General features: G+C 65.1%; 16 protein-coding genes. 13 read left to right on the top strand and 3 right to left on the bottom strand.

The window, feature by feature from the left end; all coding sequences use genetic code 11:
* From H1R19_RS12145 to H1R19_RS12135, 3 genes are all read left to right on the top strand, one after another.
* Complete coding sequence (locus tag H1R19_RS12145) at nucleotides 1-984, top strand: PD-(D/E)XK motif protein (protein WP_219849136.1); 984 nt, start codon at nucleotides 1-3, stop codon at nucleotides 982-984.
* Nucleotides 985-1,032: 48 nt separating this feature from the next.
* The gene (locus H1R19_RS12140) at nucleotides 1,033-4,071 is read left to right on the top strand and encodes a Z1 domain-containing protein (RefSeq protein WP_244970681.1); all 3,039 of its coding nucleotides are present in this window, start codon (nucleotides 1,033-1,035) and stop codon (nucleotides 4,069-4,071) included.
* 186 nt (nucleotides 4,072-4,257) lie between these two features.
* Nucleotides 4,258-6,111 (top strand): hypothetical protein, encoded by a 1,854-nt coding sequence (locus H1R19_RS12135; RefSeq protein WP_219849134.1) that lies wholly within the window; start codon nucleotides 4,258-4,260, stop codon nucleotides 6,109-6,111.
* Between the two features lie 358 nt (nucleotides 6,112-6,469).
* Here the strand turns inward: H1R19_RS12135 and H1R19_RS12130 are convergent, their stop codons facing one another.
* The 3 genes from H1R19_RS12130 to H1R19_RS12120 are packed head-to-tail and all read right to left on the bottom strand — an operon-like array spanning nucleotide 6,470 to nucleotide 12,110.
* Nucleotides 6,470-9,814: an ATP-binding protein gene (locus tag H1R19_RS12130; RefSeq protein ID WP_219849133.1), complete on the bottom strand. Its 3,345-nt coding sequence runs from the start codon at nucleotides 9,812-9,814 to the stop codon at nucleotides 6,470-6,472.
* Nucleotides 9,811-10,599 (bottom strand): DUF4194 domain-containing protein, encoded by a 789-nt coding sequence (locus tag H1R19_RS12125; protein WP_244970680.1) that lies wholly within the window; start codon nucleotides 10,597-10,599, stop codon nucleotides 9,811-9,813. The genes H1R19_RS12130 and H1R19_RS12125 overlap by 4 nt, the downstream gene beginning before the upstream one ends.
* On the bottom strand, nucleotides 10,596-12,110 hold the full coding sequence (locus H1R19_RS12120; protein WP_219849132.1) for a DUF3375 domain-containing protein: 1,515 nt from the start codon (nucleotides 12,108-12,110) through the stop codon (nucleotides 10,596-10,598). The genes H1R19_RS12125 and H1R19_RS12120 overlap by 4 nt, the downstream gene beginning before the upstream one ends.
* Nucleotides 12,111-12,235: 125 nt before the next feature.
* Here H1R19_RS12120 and H1R19_RS12115 point away from each other — a divergent pair, with 125 nt between their 5' ends.
* The 10 genes from H1R19_RS12115 to H1R19_RS23350 all read left to right on the top strand — a co-directional run bounded on the left by H1R19_RS12115 (nucleotide 12,236) and on the right by H1R19_RS23350 (nucleotide 21,897).
* The gene (locus tag H1R19_RS12115; protein WP_219849131.1) at nucleotides 12,236-13,351 is read left to right on the top strand and encodes an alpha/beta hydrolase; all 1,116 of its coding nucleotides are present in this window, start codon (nucleotides 12,236-12,238) and stop codon (nucleotides 13,349-13,351) included.
* A 469-nt stretch (nucleotides 13,352-13,820) separates the two neighbouring features.
* Complete coding sequence (locus tag H1R19_RS12110; RefSeq protein ID WP_219849130.1) at nucleotides 13,821-14,345, top strand: MSMEG_0572/Sll0783 family nitrogen starvation response protein; 525 nt, start codon at nucleotides 13,821-13,823, stop codon at nucleotides 14,343-14,345.
* 149 nt (nucleotides 14,346-14,494) lie between these two features.
* Nucleotides 14,495-15,394, top strand: coding sequence for a carbon-nitrogen hydrolase family protein (locus H1R19_RS12105; RefSeq protein WP_219849129.1), 900 nt, complete (start codon nucleotides 14,495-14,497; stop codon nucleotides 15,392-15,394).
* Entirely contained in the window at nucleotides 15,387-15,869 is a 483-nt protein-coding gene (locus tag H1R19_RS12100; protein WP_219849128.1) for an MSMEG_0570 family nitrogen starvation response protein, read from the top strand. The genes H1R19_RS12105 and H1R19_RS12100 overlap by 8 nt, the downstream gene beginning before the upstream one ends.
* Complete coding sequence (locus H1R19_RS12095; RefSeq protein WP_219849127.1) at nucleotides 15,866-17,137, top strand: MSMEG_0569 family flavin-dependent oxidoreductase; 1,272 nt, start codon at nucleotides 15,866-15,868, stop codon at nucleotides 17,135-17,137. The genes H1R19_RS12100 and H1R19_RS12095 overlap by 4 nt, the downstream gene beginning before the upstream one ends.
* 50 nt (nucleotides 17,138-17,187) lie before the next feature.
* Nucleotides 17,188-18,243: an MSMEG_0568 family radical SAM protein gene (locus tag H1R19_RS12090; RefSeq protein ID WP_219849126.1), complete on the top strand. Its 1,056-nt coding sequence runs from the start codon at nucleotides 17,188-17,190 to the stop codon at nucleotides 18,241-18,243.
* Between the two features lie 70 nt (nucleotides 18,244-18,313).
* Nucleotides 18,314-19,729: an MSMEG_0567/sll0787 family protein gene (locus tag H1R19_RS12085; protein WP_244970679.1), complete on the top strand. Its 1,416-nt coding sequence runs from the start codon at nucleotides 18,314-18,316 to the stop codon at nucleotides 19,727-19,729.
* A 49-nt stretch (nucleotides 19,730-19,778) separates the two neighbouring features.
* Complete coding sequence (locus H1R19_RS12080) at nucleotides 19,779-20,627, top strand: carbon-nitrogen hydrolase family protein (protein ID WP_219849124.1); 849 nt, start codon at nucleotides 19,779-19,781, stop codon at nucleotides 20,625-20,627.
* Nucleotides 20,628-20,647: 20 nt separating this feature from the next.
* Nucleotides 20,648-21,766 carry an MSMEG_0565 family glycosyltransferase gene (locus H1R19_RS12075; RefSeq protein WP_219851626.1) on the top strand — a complete coding sequence of 373 codons (1,119 nt, stop codon included), beginning with the start codon at nucleotides 20,648-20,650 and terminating at the stop codon, nucleotides 21,764-21,766.
* Complete coding sequence (locus tag H1R19_RS23350) at nucleotides 21,763-21,897, top strand: hypothetical protein (RefSeq protein ID WP_257865640.1); 135 nt, start codon at nucleotides 21,763-21,765, stop codon at nucleotides 21,895-21,897. The genes H1R19_RS12075 and H1R19_RS23350 overlap by 4 nt, the downstream gene beginning before the upstream one ends.
* The last annotated feature ends 22 nt before the right edge of the window (nucleotides 21,898-21,919 follow it).

Below are 21,919 nucleotides of genomic sequence, written 5' to 3'. Positions count from 1 at the left end.
ATGAGCGAACAGTCGTCAGAGCTAGATCCGGACACATTGGAAAAGTACTTCCGCAGCGGGACGGTAACTTCCCATTCCTTCTCCTGCGCTCCTGAGATTATCCTCAGAATTGACGGCCCCGGACAGAAAATCTCGCTACTGACACCCCACAGTGGGATGGTGCAGGACGTGGCTTCACTGAAGCGGGTCAGCACAGGTGTCGAGGTACGAGCCGACCGCGAGTGGGCGTGCTTTACAGTCGATGCACGCAACATGTACACAGAGGCTTACGGGCTGATGCTGTCCATCGTCCAGGCAATGCGCGGCGGAGCGACCTTTGCGGCTGCGACGGCGGCCGCGATAACGAACATGAAGACGATGCTCGCAGCCAAACCTCGGATCTCCGAAGAAAAACAGATCGGGCTGATTGGCGAGCTACTGTTGTTCCGAGCTCTAATCGACGGCTTCGATGAGTGCTCAGCGATTGAATGGTGGTTGGGCCCGCTCGCTGAGGAGCGCGACTACGCCTTCCCAACCTTTGATGCTGAGGTCAAGACCACACTAGGCGAGTCAAGGACTCATGTGATCCATGGGGCGGGTCAGCTCGAGCCGAACCCCAGCCGGCCACTCTGGCTCGTGTCCGTTCAAATCACCCGGGCCGGTGGCGATCCGAACGGCATCACTCTCCCAGGGCTGGTCCAGGAGATCCGCAAACAGCTGACTTCGACTCGGGACAGGTTCGTGACATACCTTGCATCAGAAGCCTGGGAGGACGACGACGCCGCAATGTATCCGACGGCGTACATCCTCCGCACGACACCAACGGCATATTTGGTGGATGATGACTTCCCAGCGGTCACACGTAGTCGTCTGGAGGCGGTCGTTCCTCACAGCAATCTTGTCAGTGCCGTGTCCTATCGTGTCGACGTCTCCTCGCGCACTGCAGGAGACCCGGGCGAGCCGCTCACCGGCTTCATCAGTCCAGTATTCACGCAGGAGGGATGAACGTTGACCGACCGATATACTGATGCGATCGTAAGTGTCGTGCGCAGCATGAGCAAGAGTGATCCCAAGCCCATGCTTAAGCGCGTGTGCTTTGAGCTCGACGACGCAGGGATCAACGCGGTCTTCTCGGAGAATGACTTGGTTGACGCGATCGCCGCCTCCGACGTGAACGCACCCGCTCGTTACGAGTTCCACATTCAGCTCTCCAAGTGGGACGCTCTACCGGACCCGCGGTGGGCGTCGAGCATGCCGCCCTATTCGCAGGGACGGAGGGACGCAATCCTTGTAGCTCTTGGCTTCTCCGACGAGGCGCAGACCAGGATCAACGATGCCTTCCACTTGAACTTGTCTGGCGCTGTCGTGATCTCAGGAAAGCCCGCCGACTGGGATCCCTGGTACGAAGCCGACGCGAAACGGTCCTTCTATTGGGACGGATACCGTGGCGTCCTCGAATCCAAGGACATGGATGCAGACGCAATCGGGGAATTGAACCGCGCTACCGACGAGGTGGTCAGACGCTTGGCTAATCCCGCGCAGGAACACCCCTACCAATCGAAAGGCCTGGTGGTCGGCCACGTACAGTCCGGGAAGACCGCCAACTTCACAGGTGTGATCGCTAAAGCGATCGATGCAGGATACAAGCTCGTTATCGTCCTTACTGGCACCATTGAACTACTGCGCGGACAGACTCAGCGCCGGCTTGATATGGAACTCGTCGGAGAGGAGAACATTCTCGGCGGGGTACCTCGCGACGATAAGGAACTCACGTCCTCGGTCGACTACATCGGCGACGGCGACCTCGACTGGTACGAGGGCAAATTTGTTTCCTATGGTAAGGACCCAAAGGAACTCGGGGTCCCCGGAATCCGTCGGCTGACGGGTGCGCGCGACGACTACAAGCTCCTCAAGGCCGGACTTGGATACCTAGATTTCCGCCAGACTGATCACCTCGTCGACCCTGCGCGCCCGCTCTACGACCCTCAGAACCTCCATCGTCCGGACATCCGTATTGCCGTGGTCAAGAAGAACTCCAAGGTACTTGAGCATTTCGTACATGACCTGCAATCCACCAAGACTGACCTTGGCGAGATACCCACACTGATTATCGACGACGAGGCGGACCAAGCGTCAATCAACACGACGAGGCCGAAAAAGAAGAAGGACAAGGAATCCCAGGAAGCCAAAGAACGCACGGCGATTAACCGCCGAATCGCACAGCTTCTAGGCGAACTGAAGCGTGCCCAGTACGTCGGCTATACCGCCACGCCGTTCGCGAACGTATTTGTCGATCCTGAGGACTCCGAAGACATCTTCCCTAAGGATTTCATCATCAGTCTGAAGCCGCCAGCAGATTACATGGGTGGCAATGCCTTCCACGATCTCGGGCGGGACGACCCGGACGACGGCGCTGAAGCAGACGTTCCGCGCACCGTCGCTAACTCGAACGAGAAGGCCTACGTCCGGCCACTCCTCGCCGCGCCGGACGACCTGAAGGCCCGTGACAACGAAATGCTTGGTGCCCTGGACGCATACGTACTCGCCGGGGCCATCAAGCTTCAGCGTGCCTCCAAACTCGGCAAGCCCAGGCTATTTCGCCACCACACAATGCTGGTCCACGAGTCGGTTAGCACCGCTGAGCACGCCGCCCTCGCCAACGACATTCGTCGGGTCTGGACTTCGGCGGGCTACGACTTGCCGATGGGACTTAAACGACTTCAGGACCTGTGGACTAACGACTTCCGGAGAGTAACCGCTGCTCGTGCACCGACAGAGCCGGGAATCGCGGGATTCGCCGAACTGATCCCCCACATTGGGCACGCAGTCGGTAAAATCCAGATGGGCGTCAACCCTGTCGTTATCGTAAACGGCGTCGCAGAGAAAGACTATCTTCAGGATGACATAGACTTTCAGTCTGGCGACGTCTGGAAGGTCCTCGTCGGCGGCACCAAGCTATCTCGTGGGTTCACAGTGGAGGGCCTGACGGTCTCGTACTACACACGGAGGACAACTGCCGCCGATACGCTCATGCAGATGGGTCGATGGTTTGGCTACCGCCGCCACTACCGAGATCTAGTTCGGTTGTATATCGGCCGAAACGTCCCCGGACCGAGAAAGACTGTCGTCGATCTGTATAGGACGTTTGAAGCAGTAGTCCGCGACGAAGAAGACTTCCGGGAGGAACTTCGTCGGTTCCAGGGATTTGATGACGACGGTCGGCCGCGCGTCCGACCTATGGACGTGCCGCCGTTGGTGTATCAAACGTTGCCGTACCTCAAACCAACCAACAGTGCCAAAATGTATAACGCCGAGCTCACCGAACAGGGCGAGGGTGGCAAGGTGGTCGACTTCAACCAGCTGGGTGAACACAATGACAGGGTGAACGAAAGTCACTTCGAGGCGGTGCAGTCGCTGCTCGACGCGGCGAGCACCGAAGGCGAGTTCTTCTATATCAGCGAAGCCGGGGCACCCCGGCCCTGGAAAGCTCACTACGGAATCTTCGACGCGGAGGCTCTTATCGACGTTGCGAGCAGGTTCCAATGGGCAAAGAACTTCAAGTTCGAGCCTTACCTCGCCTTTATGCGTAAGGCGGTCGACGGGGGCACGCTCGAAGACTGGGCGATCATCGTGCCCGAGATCAATTCTCTGCCGACAAAGACTGTCGGCGAACGTCGTCTGAAGATCATGCGCCGGTACCGCCGCTCAGACAGACCCTGGCAGTTCTCAGGATCGTCGACCCGTCAGCGCGATGCGCTATTGGCCGTTTCTAGCGGGATGGATGCGGACACGGTCGACGTGAGTGGCCATATTTCGGCGGCGCTCGATTTGCCCGAGTACTCGCATGTGAAGGAACTCAAAGTTCCGACTCGTGGCGCATTCCTGCTGACCTTCGCCGGAGACAGCACCTCGGCACGATTCCACGACACCAAGGGCATAACGGATCCCAAGAAGTTGCCCGATCCGGTCGACCCGAAACACATTGCGACGATGTTCTCGTACGCGTTGCCGCTCGCATCCGCTCCCGCGGGTCGAATCGCCTTCACAGTGCGCCGAAAAGACCGCCCCGACGACGCGATAGTTGACGCGTAGAGTCATTCAGACAGGAGGACCCCTGGTATCAGCACCCGTTCGTATTTGTCGCCCTGATTCTGGTCGACAGTCGAGATCACCGACCCCCTAAGTATAGAAATGTTATGGCAGGACACAAATTAACGATGCGATACGCCACTCCAGAAATTTCGGCGTGGGGAGTTCGGCCTTGAAACGGAGTGAACGGTGAGCACCACAGAACTAGGTTGCAGATCGTTATTCAGGATTGAAAATGATCCTGAGTTAGCCACTAAGATTCATCAGCAGATCTATGCGTGGTGTACCGACGACCGCAAGAAATGGGACATCGACAAGCTAACTCGTCCGGGCGTCGCCGACATTGCGCCGGGTGTCACTGCGTCCCTTGTCCGCGAGGAGCGCCGGGATGGAAGTAGTGTTGAACGTTGGCGTTTCCATCAGGACGAAGGCCGTGGTCTGTGGATTACACAACTGACCACGTTCGTCGACCGAGCCAGCAACGGCTGGGTGCTGACAGACGTATTGAAGCCACCGCAATCCGAGGCTAGTGTCCCCAGGCTCGTAAGCAATATCTTGGAAGTCGCGGCTGGCCTTGACGGACGTCACAGCCTCACCGCGGAACCCTTTCGGGCGCGTGTAGATGACGTTGATTACATCTATGAAGCGCTTATCGATTCTGACCGACGCGGATTCCTCTTTCTCGCCGCTGCTGACGACAGCGTTGCCATTCCGCTTCCGGACTGGGCTGGATTCGTGTCGGAGCTACTCTCCCGCACGAGAGGCATTGCGAGCGCGTATGTCCTTGACACAGAGTCGACGCTCGCGCTGAACGCGCGCCTGCCAGAATCCCATCGTGTCGCGCCCTGGTCTTTGCGAACCTATCTGCCCAGGCCTGACTTCGATGACCCAGGCGACTCGCTCCGCCACCGGATCTTGACCACTGGTCGAATAGTCGGAGACTCGCAATATCGGATCCGCGACTTTCTGGGACGTTCTGCTTGTCGCCACTCGACGACTTTCGCCTTGCCCTCAGATCTGATTCGTATTGATCGCCGCCTGCGAGAACTATTGGACGAGACCATAGTGGGCAGCGCGCACTCCTTCCCGAGCACCATTGCAGAGTCGACCACCGACTTACTGGCACGACCTACCCCTGCTACGCCGGATAGTGTTAGCGAATCCACGAATTCGGCCATTTCTCGACCAAGCGATGGGCAGCAGACAGAGGTGATGCGGACCTTGCGGGCGGTGGTTCGGTCCGTGATAGGGACATTGGAGGTAACCGCAGACTCGGTGCGTCGTCTCGGGTCTCTAGCCTCTGAAGCGTTAAAGCAAGAGGAGAACCTGAAGAGAGTTCGTAGTCGAATACACACGATTCAATCTGAGCGGAACGCTCTCGAGGACGAGAACGTGGAACTCACGGTGATGGTCGAAGATCAATTTCTGGATTTGGCGCAGACTGCGTTGGAGCTCGACGAGGCGCAGCGTGAGCTTAGGCATCTAAGAGGAGAACTCGCGCGGAGTGACTTCGGCGATGTTATTTGGGAGAGACACGAGTCTCCGCTCGATACTCCCCCCGGGACTTTTCAAGAGCTTCTTGATCGCTTCGACGAATTGCCGAATCTAGTGTTCACGGGTCAGGAAAAGGCCGCGCTCGAGCTCGATGAGAAGAACCCTCTTGATTCGTGGGCTCGAAAGACCTGGACCGCGCTTCGCGCATTGGACGACTACTGTCGATTGCGGTCATCCGGTGATTTCAGTGGTAGCGTCGACGACTTCCTAAGGGACCCGCCTCCAGGCTGTGTGTCATTTTCGCAGACTAACCATGCGCGCGATGAGACAACCGCGACGGAACAGCACCCGCAGTACGGACGGGCGCGTATCTTCGCTGTTCCGAAAACAGTTGATGGTGCAGGCAAAGTGTTTATGGGTGCGCACATAAAGATTGCAAAGGCCGGTAGCATCAGTCCGCGTCTGCACTACTATAACGACGCGGTAGGCACAGGTCGAATCTACATCGGCTATATTGGCCCGCACCTGCCAAACTTCCGCACGAACTAACCGTCTCGGCGAACTCGGAGTCGTCGGACGTACGCAAAACACACGGGCACTCAGTGGAGAATGACCCTTCGCAGACAGAGAGCCCCGCGTTGCTGAGATCGCAGAAGAGGTCCGGGACCCAGTGTTTCCAGCAGCACGAGCTCTCCCAAGGCGCTGCTAGATTACTTCGGACGGCGACAGGCATACCCACCCTCACGGGGACTACGTGCCGGACCTCGATCTGCTGGCACGGTGCGCCGACGATCAGCTTCGGGACAACCACCTGAACAGCAGGGGCTTCGTCAAAATATCAAGCGCCACAGCGACGAGAATTATCGAAAGTGCTCAGTTTTGGCCGAGTTTCGCGCGACGTGTCTCGCTAGACGGGAAGCTGACTCCCCGATCGCCGCAACTCCGAAAACGCCTTGATCCCCGTCGAGGTAGCCGTCGCAACCGGGCGCAACTCAGGCCCGACCTCAGTCTTCGACACCATCACGACGTTGTCCACGTACGGCTGAATCGTGCTGGTGTTCTGGACCGTCGCCACGATGATCAGCTGGAACCCGAACTTGCGGAACGCCGACAGCGCCTGCTGCGCGAACTGCGGGTCGGACTTGGAGAACGCCTCGTCGAGCATCAGCTGGGCGAAAATCGGCCGGTTGTCGTTGCCGTGCGGGCTGGCCAGGTTGAAGCTCAGTGCGCCCGCGAGGCAGAAGGCCATCAGCTTTTCCTGCTCGCCACCGGAGTTGTCGCCGGCGTTGGAGTAGGTGCGGATGGTCTCGCCGGACTCGGCGTCGTGTTCCTCGCAGTAGAAGTCGAAGCGGTTACGCACATCGAGGGCGTCGCGCGTCCACTGCCGGTCCTCCGGGGTGTTGCCGGCGAGGCGTTCGCGCAGCAGCAGGATGTCGGAGTACTGCTCGAGGATGGCCTGCTCATCGCCGAAGCTGACCGCGGTGGCGCGGTTGGAGATCTGCCGGGCCTTCTCGGTCAGCTCCTCCACCGCCGCGAGCTTCTTGCGTCCGGGGCGCAGGCGCAGGCGGGTACCTCGGTTGAACGCCACCGCCCCGAGGCCGGTGTTGACGCGCTCGATCTGCTCGACGATGCGTCGTTCCTCGGCATCGGCGGCCATGTGCAGGCCCAGGATTGCTCCCGGTGCCTGCTCGGTGATGAGGCGGCGCATCCGCTCGTAGGCGGCGGGTAGTTCGCGCTCGTCGATGCGGCGGCAGACGGCGACGTAGTCGTGGAGACGTTCGTCGAAGTCGTCGCTGTCATTCGGGATGGCGTCGGGGAATTCCTCGTCGTAGGTGTCGAGGATGCGGGCCAGCTCGTCGCGGGAGCGTCGTGCGTCGGAACGCATGCGGTCGCGCTCGCGGCCGGCGGCCTTGACGATCTCCTGGCGGTACGGCTCCGGGTTCAGCACGTCGAGGGTCGCCGAGAGGTCCTCGCGGAAGCCGTCGAGGGTCTTCTCCGCCCGTGCGGGAACATCTTCGGGTTTGAGCCGGTCGATGAGGTCGAGCAGCTGCGTGCGACGGTCGTCGTGGCGGGCGATCTTGTCCTTCACCAGGGCGGCCTGCGAAATCGCGTTGCGCACCTGCTCCCACAGGTCCTCGGCCTTGCGCTGCAGGGCTTCGACGTCGGGATTCTCCTCGATCAGCAGGTCGTACTGGTCGGTGAGCTGGTCGACGCGGTCATCGACGGAGTCGACGTCGATCTCGTTCCACTGCGTGAACTGCTCGCACACACGGCGATACGCATCGCGGCGTCGTTCCTTGGCGCTGCGCTCACGGTCGAGCTCGGCACAGTCCTGGCGCGCATCCTCGAAGGCCCGCTCCTCATACTCGAGTTCGTCGCGCAGCGCGGTGATCTTGGACGCGACATCGCCGACGAAGATGTACTGCGACCGGCGCAGCTGCTGACGGTCGTCCTTGACCGCGAGCTTCGCCGAATCCTTGCGCAGGCCCTGGTCGGTGACGGCCTTGGCGTACTGCGAGAACTCCCCTGGGTTGTCGACGCACATGTGGTTGCCCAGGCGCGCAAGGATGGTCATCGCCTCGGCGGCACACGGGTGACCCGAATCGACGGGCCGCAGCTTGGATGCCAAGGTGCCTGGTTCCACCACCGGCATCGGCCGGTTCTCGGCCTGGTGCAGCTGGATTCGGCCGCGCATGTCGTGGGAGTTCACGAAGCGCAACGCGGAACGGAAGTGCTCGTCCGGCACCAACAACCGCAGTCCCGCGTTGCGCAGGACCTTCTCGACGGCCAGGCGCCAGCGTTCCTCGTCGGGGTCGAGTTCGACGAGCTCGGCGACGTACTTCAGCTCGGACTCGTCGATCTGCAGCGCGTGGGCGATGACGCGGCGCATCTCGTGTTCGGTGCGAGGTAGCGCGGAACCGGCATTCTCGACGCGGCCGAGTTCCTCCTGGGCGGCGTCGCGGCGGGTGCGCGCGGCGACCTCGCTGGCCAGCGCCTCGGCGTAATGCGCGCGACCGGCGTCGAGCTGTCCGTCGATCTTGGTGGCCTCCTCGAGGAGTTCCTCGCGGAGCAGCCAGAAGCCCTCGGCCCGGGTGGGCGGGGTGAAACCGAGCGCGGAGACCTTGTCCTCGTAGGAGTTCCGCCGCGCGGTGACCTCGGTGCTGAGTTTCTGTGCGCCACCGAGCTGTTCCCGCAGTGGGGCGAGGTCGCCGGTGGAGGTGGCGATGCGGGACAGCAGCAGGCTGTGGTCCTGGCGGAGCTGGTCGTGCTGGGTGGTCAGCGCGGCGAGATCGCCGTCGAGGCGGGTGATCTGGTCGTCGAGGTCGGCGACCTCTGGTTCCGCGTTGCGGATCCGCAGGTTGTTGACGTAGCTGCGGATGGTGGTGCTGTCGATGGTGTCGAGGACGGAGAAGGTGGCCGCCTCCCCCGCGTACCGCTCGTGCACCTCCTCGATGTTGCCGAGGATGGTGCGCTTGCGGCGTGCGACGTCGAGCAGCTCACGGGCTTCGACGAGCGGATCGATCTGATCGAGGGCGTCGGAGATGCCGACGATGCTGGTCGGGGCGTCGAGCATGAACTCCCGCACGAACTGCGCGAGACCGCCGACGCTCTTGAGCGACTTGGCTTTTCCGAGGAGCTGCTGGGCGGCGTCGGAGCCGCGGATCCCGATGAGCGAGTACAGCGTAGAGAGATACTTGCCCTCGCCGGGTCCGCCGCGCCAGCCGCGGTCGCGGAACTTGGCCGAGTTGTAGTTGGCCGCGGCCCACTCGTTGCAGGCCTCGACGATGTCGGCGTCGCCGTCGTAGATGAAGTACGAGCTGTGCGCGTCGGTCATCTTGCCCGCGGCCAGCCACTTGAGGACCAGACCGGTGATGGCCTCGCCGGAGGTGGAGGTGTAGGTGACCGAGATGGCCGCCCACGCCGGGCCGGTGCCGCGCAGGTACATGATCTCGCGGTGCGCGTTGGTGCCATCGCGCCGCTCACCCCAGGCGCCGCGCACGTACTTGCCGACCGTGCGCTTACCGCTCGACGAGCCGGCCGCCGTCGCATCGCCCGAGGCGTTGAAGTTGCGTCGATGATCCGGGAGGAAGGCCAGCGAGATGGCGTCGAGCAACGACGACTTACCGCTACCCGACGACCCGGTGATCAGAGAACCGTTGGGGCTGAACGGGATCGAGTGATACCCGTCGAACACACCCCAGTTGATCAGCTGCAACCGGGACAGGTGGTACTGGTCGACCTGCCCGCTCACCAGTCGTCTCCTTCATCGTCGCCGTAACCGTCTTCGGCCTCGTCATCGGGTTCGGCGGGTTCGTCGACCGCAGCGCCGGGCGGCACCTCCCCGGTGTCGCCGGCGCCGATGAACTGCTCGAACTGTCGCTGCAGGTCGGTGATCACCGATGCCGTCATCACCGCGGAGATGACCGGGCTGACGGTGAAGGTGTCGGCGTCGTCGCGCTGCTTACGCAGGAACTCGAGTTCTTCCATCTTGTCGATGGCCCGCTCGATGCGCTTGTCGAAGAGCGCGAGGTCGCGGTCGATGGTGTTGGTGACCCCGGCGAACAGTTCGTGGATCTCCTCACGGGTGATGAGCACCGGCTCGTCGCGGGCGGCGCGCACGTACTTGGCCAGGTGCAGCGACAGGATGGCGTCGTAGGTGTGGATGGTCTCGCGCTTGAGAATCCTTCGGCCCCAGCGGGAGTCGTAACCGGCCTGCTCGACGAAGGCGACCTGCAACTCGTCGACGATGCGCAGGCGGAGGTCGAGCTCGGACAGCCGGCCGCGGAGCACGTCGGAGTACTCGGCCACCCACGACCACAGCTGCGGCTGGCGGTCGCCGCTGATGTAGCGGCGGGTCAGCAGATTCTGCAGGGCCCAACAGGCACGGTCGGGCAGCTCACTGACGTCGCCGTCGAAGCGAGGTGCGCTCGGCGCGTGCGAGGCCGCACCCTTCGCGACGGTGGGCAGGTCGTCGAAGCCGGCGAACTCGTCGGTGGTGTTACCAGTCGGGTTGGCAGTCTCGTCGGTGGTGGTCATTCGGCGTCGACCTCCGCAGTCGGAATCGGTTCGGTGAAGGTCAGGTCGGGAACTTCGATGGCGTGGTCCTCACCGACCAGGGAGCGGAACCGCACGGTGGTCATCGGCACCTTCTCCCCTGCAGCCTGCTGTTTGGACGCCCAGGACCACAACACGATGACGTGCGCGAGGTACGGCTCGTCGAGCCCCTCGATGACATCGGCCAGGGCGACGGGTCCGGCGGCGACGGCGCTGTTGACGGTGTCGGTGAGTTCGACGGTGTCGACCTGGCCGGTGAGCGAGGCGAACGCCGAGAAATCCGCGTCGACGCCCGCAGGTAGAGCCGGTGCGGGCGGCACGTGTTCGCGGATCTCGAAGGCGAGACGGCCGATCGAGTTGACCGTCGGCGCGGCCAGCGGCAGCTCGTAACCGATGCGACGGTCGGCGAGGGAGGTCTTGAGCAGCTCGTTGGCGGTGGTGAGGGCGTCGTTGAGCTGACGCGCGAGGCCACGGCTCTGCTCGAGGGTGCCCGAGGCCACGAAGCGCCGGATCCGGCGGGCGCAGCGCTGCCGGGTGCGACCGACCTCGGCCATCTGCTGGGTGACCAGGCCGAAGAAGTTGTCCATCACCGACCGCAGGCCGGCGTCCATGCCGGGGAAGTTCTCGATGATCGTCTCGATGTCGACCTTGAGGCGTGCCCGGCGTTCCGGATCCTGGATCATCTGCGAAAACGCCTGATACGACGCCGACTGCGGCGAGTCGAGAAGCGCTTCGTAGTCGTCGAACAGCTGTCGCTGACGGTCGCGGTAGGCGAGGTCGGAGTCGTTGGGGTCGTCGAGCAGTGCGGTGGTGATCCGGTCGAGCATCGTGCCGTACTGGCCGATGTCGGAGATGATCTGCTCCATCTGGTAGCCGATGGTGCGGGCGGCGTCCTCGGCGACGCGGAAATCGACCGGGGGCCGGCGGCCGGCGTCGAGGTCGGCGAGCTCGGTGTCCAGCTCCGACATCTGGGCCTCGATCTCCGAGCGGATCTGCTCGGGATCATTGCTGACCTGCCCGGCGACGCGTCGGAGTTCGGCGGCGATGCCGGTGATGGACCCGCCGGTGGCAATGGAATCCTCGCGTCGCTGACGGCGCATGTAGTCCAGCACCGAGCGGGCCTCGCTGGTCAGGTGACACAGGTTGGGGGCGTTGAGGTCGCTGGTGTCGGTGACACGGTGCAGCCAGCCCTGCCGCGCCCACAGCTTCACCAGCTCCAGGCCGGTGGCCTGGTCGGTGAGGTCGAGGTCGGTGAGGTCGCGGTCCAGGCGCACCGACAGCTCGATCTCCGACAGTTTGGTGCCGTAATCGAGGTGGCGCTCCATCAACGTGACGTAGAGAGCCGAGTTGGTGGCCGCGAACAGGCGTCCCGCCGCCGACTTCTGGATCGACCGGTTGGCCGCCCACGCGTCGGCGAGGCTGAGCTGGGCAGACTCGGTCCGGGTGGACGTGTCGTTCGCCTCGACGGGAGCCGGGAAGGCAGTAATCTCCATCGCCGCCTCACGGGGATCTCGGGGACAAGAGGACCCGAGGTAGTCTGCCACGCCGGTCCGACGGCACCCCAGCCGGTGGGTCGGGTGTCCAGCCGCGGACGCCGGTCGTCGCTACCCTGAACAGCATGGTGATGGCTGATCGTCCCGAGGTCCAGACCGCGTCAGGGCCGGTGGCCACGCTGGCCGTGGTCGGACTCGCGCAGAACCTGCTCACCGGACTGGCGCGGGTACCGTTCCGCAAGCCGTTCTCCGGGCCGGCGGGACTGCTCGACAACCTCGGGCAGTCGGTCACCCGGCAGGTGATCCGCTCGTTCATGGGCTACTCGATGGGGCTGCCGATCGAGGAGTTCCGGTCGATGGAGAAGATCCTCGACGACATCTGCCGCGTCGTGATGCCGCCCTTCGTCGAACTGACCGACGGCGTCGAACTGACCAACGACACGATCGGCGGCGTCCCCGGCCTGTGGTGCCGCGCGAAGGCCAGCACCGACGCCTACGTCGACGACGCCGACGACAAGGAGGAGATCGCGGCGACGATCCTCTACCTGCACGGCGGCGGGTACATCGGCACCTCGCCGATCATGTACTCGGCCTTCGCGTCATCGGTGGTGGCGATCACCGGCTTCGAGGTGTTCATCGCCGACTACCGCATGGCCCCCGAATTCCCCTTCCCCGCGGGCGTCGTCGACGCCGCCGACGTCTATCAGGCCCTCCTGGGGCGGGGCGTCGACCCCGAACACATCATCGTCGCCGGCGACTCGGGCGGTGGTGGCCTGGCCACATCGCTGGTGGCCCATCTCCATGCGCAGGGGTTGCCGAAACCCGGTGCGCTGGCGTTGTTCTCACCAGAGATCGACCTGGACCTCGACCATCCGTCGATCACCGAGAACGCCCAGTACGACGTGCTGCCGTGGAACATCCCGGTCACCCCGTACCTCCACGGCGTGCAACCCAACGACGCGCGGGTCTCGATCGTCAACGCCGAACCCGAGCCGGAGTGGTTTCCCCCGACGTTCGTCTGCTGGGGCAGCGACGAGATGTTCCGCGACGGCATCCGGGACTTCGTGTCACGGCTCGAGGCCGCCGAGGTGCCGACCTACGCGATGGAGGAGCAGGGCATGTTCCACGTCTTCCCCATCCTGATGCCCTGGGCCGAATCGTCCCGACGCGTCTACCGGGCACTACGAGAGCTCGCGGCGACACACGTGGCCGCCGATCCGGACGCCACACAGACGCACTGATCGGCCGGGCCGTCGTCCCCCACAAGGCAGTGGCATCAGAGAACACCTGATGTCGGATTCCGTGGTCAACAAGTCTCAGAATTGCGGATAACTCGCTCGACCACGCCCTGCACGGGCGATATGCTTGGTCTCGTCCGACGAACCGGTCAGACCCCCGACCCGACCGGTTCGTCGGATTTTTGCGTGAAGGACATCCGTTCGGCCGCTCCCGGGCGCTGGACTCGTCCAAGGCACGACTCCGCCACCGAGACTTCGTGTTACGCCGACCGGCCGTTCATTTATTCCGCCGGTAACCAATCGGTAATCACCGCCGGGTGAACTGTGTGTCGTAGCAAGCAGTTGCGCTACTCGATGAGGCCGGCCATCCGGTCACACCACTCGGATTCACCCTCCAGGGCAATGATGCCCGACCCTTCTCTTCCACGCCGCGCCGACAGGCGCCGTCGTCTCGCCCTCTCCAGGAGTACTCGTGCCCTCTTTCGACGAAACCATCACCGAGAACATCGCCGCGTCGCTGGCGGAGATTCCCCACCCCTCCCTGCCCAAGGGCTCCAACATCTACGGCGGCACCAAGATCTTCCCGGACTACCAGGCAGAGGACGGCGAGTCCTACTTCACCCTGGTACACGGCATCGCACACGAGTCGTCGGTGTCCTTCGTCGCCGTGCTGCAGGCAACTCGCGCGCTGCGCAAGGGTTTTGACTCGGCCATGTACTTCTACGGCCCCGGCGCCATCAATTGCCTTGCCACGCGCGGCTTTCCGACGACAGGTGACTCGGGATTCCCGGGTGAGCAGAACATCAACAACGCACTCGAGACGTTCATCGGCGAGGGCGGCACCGTGTTCTGCTGCCGCTTCGGGCTCGCCCTGCACGGCGGACGTGAGGAAGACCTGATCGAAGGCGTCATCCCCGCGCATCCGCTCGACGTCCAGGACGCCCTCATCCACTACGCCCGCAAGGGCGCCATCATCAACTCGACCTACATGGTCTGAGTTACCGAACCTGCTGGGCGCGAGTGGTTTCGACACGCTCGTCGCTAGCGCTCCTCACCGGCTCAACCAGCGGGGAGGCCCGGCACAGCCGGCGGAGCCCTTGACCAGCAGGTATCCATCTTCCGACATCACCGACCCTGGGAAAGATCATGACGACCATCGGAACCGTCGCGGCGAACTTCACCCGCGATCTCGAGCAGAACTACGCGACGATCGAACAGTATGTCGCCGAAGCGCGGTCGCGCGGCGTCGACTTCCTGGTCTTCCCCGAGGCCGCGATCGGCGGATACCTGTCATCGCTGGGCAACCACGGCGACACACGCAAGAACAGTTCCGGGTCGCTGCCACCGGCGATCTCCCTCGACGGCCCCGAGATCGCGCGGGTGCAGTCCATCGTCGGAGATCTGGTGGTGGCGATCGGGTTCTGCGAACTCGGCGAGGACGGACAGACGCGGTACAACGCCGCGGCCGTCCTCGACCGTGACCGCATCTACGGCAGCTACCGCAAGGTGCATCAGCCCCTCGGCGAGAACATGTCGTACTCGTCGGGAACCGGATACGACGTCTTCGACACCCCGGTCGGCCGGGTGGGCCTCCAGATCTGTTACGACAAGGCCTTTCCCGAAGCCGGACGCATCATGGCACTCAAAGGCGCAGAGATCATCGCCAGCCTCTCCGCCTGGCCTGCGGCCCGCACGGCGACCGCCGAGAACCTGCAGGAAGACCGCTGGACCTACCGGTTCAACCTCTTCGACACGGCCCGCGCACTGGAGAACCAGGTGTTCTGGGTGGCGTCGAACCAGAGCGGGACCTTCGGGTCGCTGCGCTATGTGGGTAACGCGAAGATCGTCGACCCCGGTGGAAACATCCTCGACACAACACTTCTCGACGGTGGGATGGCGGTCGCGGAGGTCGACATCGCGGAGAGTTTCACCGCCATGCGCGCCGGGATGTTCCACCTGCGGGACCGTCGACCCGAGGTCTACGGCCTCCTCGTCGACGCCGACTCGGCCGACGAACTCGCCTGGCGGGACCTCGCCCATGCCTGAGATGACCATCGAGGTGCGCTGGCCCGACGGCGTCGCCCGCCAGTACTACTCCCCCAGTCTGGTCCTGCACGACCACCTCTCGCCGGGTGTGTACCGCGTCGACGACTTCCGGACACGGGCCACCACCGCCCTCGACGAGGCCAGCGCCCGCGTCCGCGCCAAGTTCGGGTTCGCGTGCACATCGGCTGCCGCGTCCGCCGAGGCCATCGCCGACGACGCCGCGCGACATGCGGGAACCGCTGAGGTCGAGGTGGTGTCGATGTACCCGCCGTTGCCGGGTGCGGAGGTGGTTTCGACACGGGTCGTCGCTTCGCTCCTCCCCTGCTCAACCAGCGGAGGGGGCCCCGGCTCAACCAGCGGTGGGGACCCCGGCTCAACCAGCGGTGGGGAGGGCGTCGCTTCGCGTCGTCCCGGCTCAACCAGCGGTGGTAGTGCAACCAGCGGTGGCGATCTGAACTCCCAGGAGGAGTCATGAACACACATGTTCCGGTCGTCGTCATCGGCGGCGGCCAGGCCGGGCTGTCGGTCAGCTGGTACCTCGGCCGCGCCGGCGTCGAACACCTCGTCGTGGAGGCCGACACCGCGGTACACGCCTGGGCCGACAAGCGTTGGGACAACTTCACACTCGTCACGCCCAACTGGCATTGCCGCCTGCCCGGTTACTCCTACGACGGTCCCGACCCCGACGGGTTCATGACCCGCGACGAGGTGGTCGAGTGGCTGCACGGCTGGCTGGACACCTTCGAGCCTCCCCTCGTCGAACACACCACGGTGACCAAGCTGCAGCGTCTCGACGGCGATCGGTTCGAGCTGACACTCGACGGTCCGGACGGCACCACCACTATCACCTGCGACCAGACGGTGATCGCGACCGGCGGTTATCCGCTGCCGGTCGTCCCGCCGTTCGCCGCGTCGCTGGATCCGGCTGTGCATCAGGTCCACTCGGAGGAGTACTTCACTCCCGAGCAGCTTCCCGACGGTGCGGTGCTCGTCGTCGGATCCGGACAGTCGGGCACCCAGATCGCCGAGGACCTGCATCTCGCCGGACGTCGAGTCCACCTGGCGATCGGCAACGCACCTCGTGTCGCACGCTTCTATCGCGGCCGCGACTGCATGACCTGGTTGTCGGACATGGGCCTCTACGACACGCCGACCCAGGAATACCCGGGCGGCCGCGCGGCTCAGGAGAAGACCAACCACTACGTCACCGGCCGCGACGGCGGCCGCGACATCGATCTGCGTCGCTTCGCCACCGAAGGGATGTCGCTGTACGGAACGCTGACCGACGGCAAGGATTCGACACTGCGGTTCGCGCCGACGCTCACCGCTGCCCTCGACCGGGCCGACGCCGTCTACAACTCGATCTGCGGCGACATCGACCGGCACATCGAGGCCCACGGCATCGACGCACCGGAACCCACACGCTACGAACCGGTCTGGCGACCGGACGGTGAGCCCACCGAACTCGACCTCACGGCCGCCGGGGTCACCTCGATCATCTGGGCCATCGGTTACCGCCCCGACTACCGGTGGATCGAGGCCAGCGCCTTCGACGGCGGTGGCCGGCCGATGCAGACCCGCGGGATCACCGAGGTCCCGGGGCTGAGCTTCGTCGGACTGCCGTGGATGCACACGTGGGGATCGGGACGGTTCCTCGGCATCGACCGCGACGCGCGGTACGTCGCCGAGCACATCGTCGAGGATGTGCGAGCCGCAGTGCCGCGGCTCGCCGCAGCGCAGTAGACCCAACACGTGAATGCCGGGCTCCTCAGGGAGCAGAAAGAGGAGTACCCATGACGGTATCCACACGAGTTGACCTGGCACTGCTCGGGATTCGCGGCGAACCTCCCCTGCAGCGCACGGGCGGAGCAGGACCCAGCGACGACGGTCACCTGATGGTCGACGGCCTGCACGCGGCGATCCCACGGAACCCGCAGAGCCCGTTCGTCTTCGACGGTGAGCGCGTCCTCTACGACGGCGTCGACGTGGGCGTGGAGGTGTCGGCGATCGGGCGTCCGCGCTTCTACGACCTGCAGACCGCCGACGGCATCAGCTACGAGAAGATCGCGCGCCTCCACGGCCGAAACGTCCTCGCGACGACCGTCGTGCAGACCTGCATCCGCTACGGCGAGGACCAGCGGTGCCGGTTCTGCTCGATCGAGGAGTCCATCCGCAACGGATCGACGATCACCGTGAAGAAGCCGGAACAACTCGCCGAAGTGGCCCGCGCCGCAGTCGAACTCGACGGCGTGACCCAGATGGTGATGACCACCGGCACGACGGCCGGACGCGACCGCGGCGCCCGTCACCTCGCGCGATGCGTGCGGGCCATCAAGGCTGCGGTACCGGGGCTCCCCATCCAGGTGCAGTGCGAACCCCCGGCCGACCTGTCGGTCCTGACCGAACTCCGGGAGGCCGGTGCCGATGCGATCGGCATCCACGTCGAATCCCTCGACGACGACGTGCGACGCCGGTGGATGCCAGGCAAGTCGTCGGTACCGATGTCGGAGTACCGCGCCGCATGGCTCGAGGCCGTACGCGTGTTCGGGCGCAACCAGGTCTCGACCTACCTCCTCGTCGGGCTCGGTGAGGACACCGACGAGATGATCGCCGGCGCCAAAGAACTCGCCGACCTCGGGGTCTACCCGTTCATCGTCCCGTTCCGGCGTCACGCCGGAACCCTGGCCGTCGACGTCGACGACGCACCCGCACCCGACCCGGCGATCGTGGAGAAGATCAGCCGCGAGGTCGCCGCACATCTCACCCTGATCGGGATGTCCGGTGCCGATCAGCGCGCCGGCTGTGCCGCATGTGGTGCGTGCAGCATCCTGCCAACGGTGGGTGGCTGAGGTGGAGAGATCCTTTCGATACGCCCCTCCGCAAGCTCCGGGGCTACTCAAGGAACAGAGGTCGGGTGAGTTGTCGATCCTCTCCGGGCGACGGCGCGTGGTCACTCGCTCGGAGTTCCTGATCACCGTCGCCGAGAGCCCCGCCGAACACGCCGCGTACCGGGCACTGCGTCACCGCGAGTTCGTCGACCGGCAAGAACTGTTCCCGCGCACCGACCTCGACGACACCGACGACGACCCGCACACCGCCGTGCTCATCGCGACGACCTCCGACGGCACGATCGTGGGCGGGGTCCGCGTCGCACCGCGGCGATGGGAAGGCTCGACCTACGACGACATCGGCTGGTGGTTCGGCAGCCGGCTCGTGGTCGCCGATTCCGGTTCCGCGGCGGGGATCGGGCCCGCACTGGTCCGGGCGGCCTGCGCGCACGTCGAACAGCTGGGTGCGGTGCGCTTCGACGCCAGCGTGCAGGACCGGTACGCGCCGATGTTCGCGCGCCTCGGCTGGGACGACTGCGGGGCCGGGGAGACACTTGCCGGGCGTGCTCACCGCGAGATGCGGTGGCCGGTCCATCGCATCCAACGCACGGTCGACGGCACCAAAGCGGTGCTCGCCGAGGCGCTCGCACCGTTCGCCGACCAGCCGGGCGGGCTCGGCGCGGCCGGGTTCCGCGGCGATGACGGAGTTCCCCTGCCCGGTACCGATGTGATCGCCGCCTGCGATGCGATCATCCCGTCGATGATCGAACGCGACCCGGAATGGGCGGGCTGGTGCTCGGTGCTGGTCAACATCAACGACCTGTCCGCGATGGGCGCCGCGCCGATCGGGCTTCTCGACGCGGTCGGCGCACCCACGACGTCACATCTGACCCGCATCATCCGCGGGATCTCGGCGGCCGCACAGGTCTGGCGCACACCGGTTCTCGGCGGTCACACCCAGGTGGGCGTGCCGTCGGCGCTGTCGGTGACCGCACTCGGCACCACCGCGCATCCGCTGCGGGCCGGCGGTGGCACCGCCGGGGACACCGTCTCCCTGCACGTCGACCTGGGCGGTTCGTGGCGACCCGGTTATGCCGACCGGCAATGGGATTCGACGAGCACACGACGCAGCGACGAACTGTGCGCGATGGCGGGCCACCTGGCCGCGGTCTCCCCCGCCGCCGCCAAAGACGTCAGCATGGCCGGCATCGCCGGCACCCTGGGAATGCTCGCCGAGGCGTCGGGTACCGGCGCCGAACTCGACGTCACCGCGGTACCCCGGCCGCGCGGGGCGTCCATGGGCGCCTGGCTGACCTGCTTCCCCGGCTACGCGATGATCACCGCCGACCGGCCAGGCGAGTCACGATCCGCCGTGCCCGCGCCGGGTCCGGTGTCCATCGCCGACTGCGGCCGGCTCACCGAGCAGCCCGGTGTGCGGCTGCGCTGGCCCGACGGCGTGGTGACCGTCGCGGTGTCGTCGACGGTCACCGGCCTGGGGGCCGCGTGACCCGCGTCCATCCGACCGATCACGGCGTCGTGGTCGGTACAGTTCCCGCATGACGACCGTCACACTGGGCGCTCTCGCCGCGCACTTCGGGCGCGACGTCGAACGCGGGGTCACCAAGGCGGTCGGCATCGTCGAATCCGCCGCTCGTGACGGCGTCGACCTGCTGGTGTTTCCCGACGCCACCCTCGGCGGATACCTCGGCGACCTCCGCCATCCCGACCCCGAACAGCTGCCGCCCGCGCTCGACCCCGACGGTCCCGAGCTCGCCGCGATCATCTCCGCAGCCGGCCCCACGACGGTGTGCATCGGCTACACCGAGGCCGTCGCCGATCGCCGCTACAACACCGCGGTCTGCGTGTCCGGAGACGGCATCCTCGGCACGCATCGCAAGGTCCACCAGCCCGCGGGCGAATCGCTCGCCTACCAGGCGGGCGCCGAGTTCCGGGCCTTCGACACCCCGATCGGACGCATGGGCATGCTCATCGACTACGACAAGACGTTCCCCGAATCGGCGCGGACCCTCGCCCTCGACGGCGCCCGCATCGTGGCCGCGTTGTCGGCGTGGCCGGCCAGCGTCACCGACCGGGCCGCCCGGCTCCCCGCCGACCGGCAGTCCCGGTTGTTCGATCTCTACGACTGCGCTCGCGCCGCGGAGAACCAGGTGTTCGTCGTGTCGTCGAATCAGACCGGGGTGATGGGGTCGCTGCGATTCCTCGGGCAGGCCAAGGTCGTCGGCCCCGGCGGCGACATCCTCTCCACCACCCGGTCCAAGGGCGGTCTGGCCACCGCAACCGTCGACGTCGACGCCGAGGTCGACCGCGCCCGCCGGGTGCTGAGTCACCTCGCCGAACTCCGGCCGGACACCTACCGCTCGACCACCGGAATCGAGCTGTCATGAGTGACAACGGTTTCCCTGCGATGCGCGTCGCGCTGCTCACCTATTCGACGAAACCGCGTGGCGGTGTGGTGCATACGCTCAACCTCGCCGAGGCCATGGCGCGCCTCGGCGTCGACGTGACGGTCTGGTCATTGGCCCGGGGCGGCGACGACGGCTTCTTCCGCACCGTGGATCCCGCGGTGCGCGTGAGTCTGGTGCCGTTCGCGGACACGCCGGGTGAGACGATCACCGAACGCATCGTCCGGTCCATCGACGCGCTGCGGACGGCGTTCGATCCGACCGACTACGACATCGTCCACGCTCAGGACTGCATCAGCGCCAACGCTGTCGGCCGGTGTATCCGTACGATCCACCATCTCGACCAGTTCACCACCCCGATCCTCGTCGACTGTCACGAGAAGGCGGTGGTGACGCCGTATGCGCGGATCTGTGTGTCGCGGGCGGTGGCCGGCGAGGTCGAGCAGGGCTGGGGACTGACGCCCACGGTGATACCCAATGGTGTTGCCTACCATCGGTTTGCCGACGCCGCGTCGGACGCCCCGGGCGCCGTCGAGGCTCGACGACGCTGGTCGGACCGGCTCGGTGGCTACGTGCTCGCGGTCGGCGGGATCGAACCCCGCAAGGGCAGCATCGACCTGCTGAACGCGTATGCGCGGCTGCGCGAACGTCACCCGGAGCTGAAGCTCGTCTTCGCCGGCGGCGAGACGCTGTTCGACTACCGGGACTATCGCGCCGACTTCGAGAGGCGGCGTGCCGAACTCGACGTGGAACCGATCGTGCTGGGCGCGGTCGCCGACGACGACCTCCCGGCCCTCGTCGCGGCGTGCCGGGTCTTCGCGTTCCCGTCGGTCAAGGAGGGATTCGGTCTGGCCGCCATGGAGGCGCTCGCCGCGGGCCGGCCGGTGGTCACGCGCGATCTGCCGATCCTGCGGGAAGTGTTCGGCGACACCGTCACCTATGCGTCGACCGTGCCCGAACTCGCCGGCGCTCTCGACGCGGCGCTGACACCCGACGCCGAGCGAGTCGCCAGAGGCAAAGCGCTGGCGTCCTCGCTCACCTGGGAGGACGCCGCCCGCAGGCATCTCGAGTTCTACGCCCGCAACCCGCAGCCCGCACGACGCGCAGCCGCGCACAGGTGACCGACCGTCCACGTGCCGCCGAACTCGCCGGGGTGATCGCCGAACCGATCACCGGAACCGGCTGGGCGGGATCGGACTGCTGGGCGCGGCGTTGCTCGTACTCCTGGCCCCCGTCGCACGGCATCGATTAGCGTCGAGCGGGAAACCATCGAC

Source organism: Gordonia jinghuaiqii (genome assembly GCF_014041935.1).
Taxonomy (GTDB): Bacteria; Actinomycetota; Actinomycetes; order Mycobacteriales; family Mycobacteriaceae; genus Gordonia; species Gordonia jinghuaiqii.
Note: the sequence above shows the minus strand (reverse complement) of the source record. Positions and strands in the feature narration are given on the sequence as shown.

Excerpts from the sequence above, each read along its gene's own strand:
- H1R19_RS12115 (WP_219849131.1), top strand. The coding sequence starts at position 12,236 with ATGGTGATGGCTGATCGTCCCGAGGTCCAGACCGCGTCAGGGCCGGTG.
- H1R19_RS12075 (WP_219851626.1), top strand. The coding sequence starts at position 20,648 with ATGCGCGTCGCGCTGCTCACCTATTCGACGAAACCGCGTGGCGGTGTG.
- H1R19_RS12095 (WP_219849127.1), top strand. The coding sequence starts at position 15,866 with ATGAACACACATGTTCCGGTCGTCGTCATCGGCGGCGGCCAGGCCGGG.
- H1R19_RS12120 (WP_219849132.1), bottom strand. The coding sequence starts at position 12,110 with ATGGAGATTACTGCCTTCCCGGCTCCCGTCGAGGCGAACGACACGTCC.
- H1R19_RS12105 (WP_219849129.1), top strand. The coding sequence starts at position 14,495 with ATGACGACCATCGGAACCGTCGCGGCGAACTTCACCCGCGATCTCGAG.
- H1R19_RS12140 (WP_244970681.1), top strand. The coding sequence starts at position 1,033 with ATGAGCAAGAGTGATCCCAAGCCCATGCTTAAGCGCGTGTGCTTTGAG.
- H1R19_RS12125 (WP_244970680.1), bottom strand. The coding sequence starts at position 10,599 with ATGACCACCACCGACGAGACTGCCAACCCGACTGGTAACACCACCGAC.
- H1R19_RS12090 (WP_219849126.1), top strand. The coding sequence starts at position 17,188 with ATGACGGTATCCACACGAGTTGACCTGGCACTGCTCGGGATTCGCGGC.
- H1R19_RS12100 (WP_219849128.1), top strand. The coding sequence starts at position 15,387 with ATGCCTGAGATGACCATCGAGGTGCGCTGGCCCGACGGCGTCGCCCGC.
- H1R19_RS12080 (WP_219849124.1), top strand. The coding sequence starts at position 19,779 with ATGACGACCGTCACACTGGGCGCTCTCGCCGCGCACTTCGGGCGCGAC.
- H1R19_RS12145 (WP_219849136.1), top strand. The coding sequence starts at position 1 with ATGAGCGAACAGTCGTCAGAGCTAGATCCGGACACATTGGAAAAGTAC.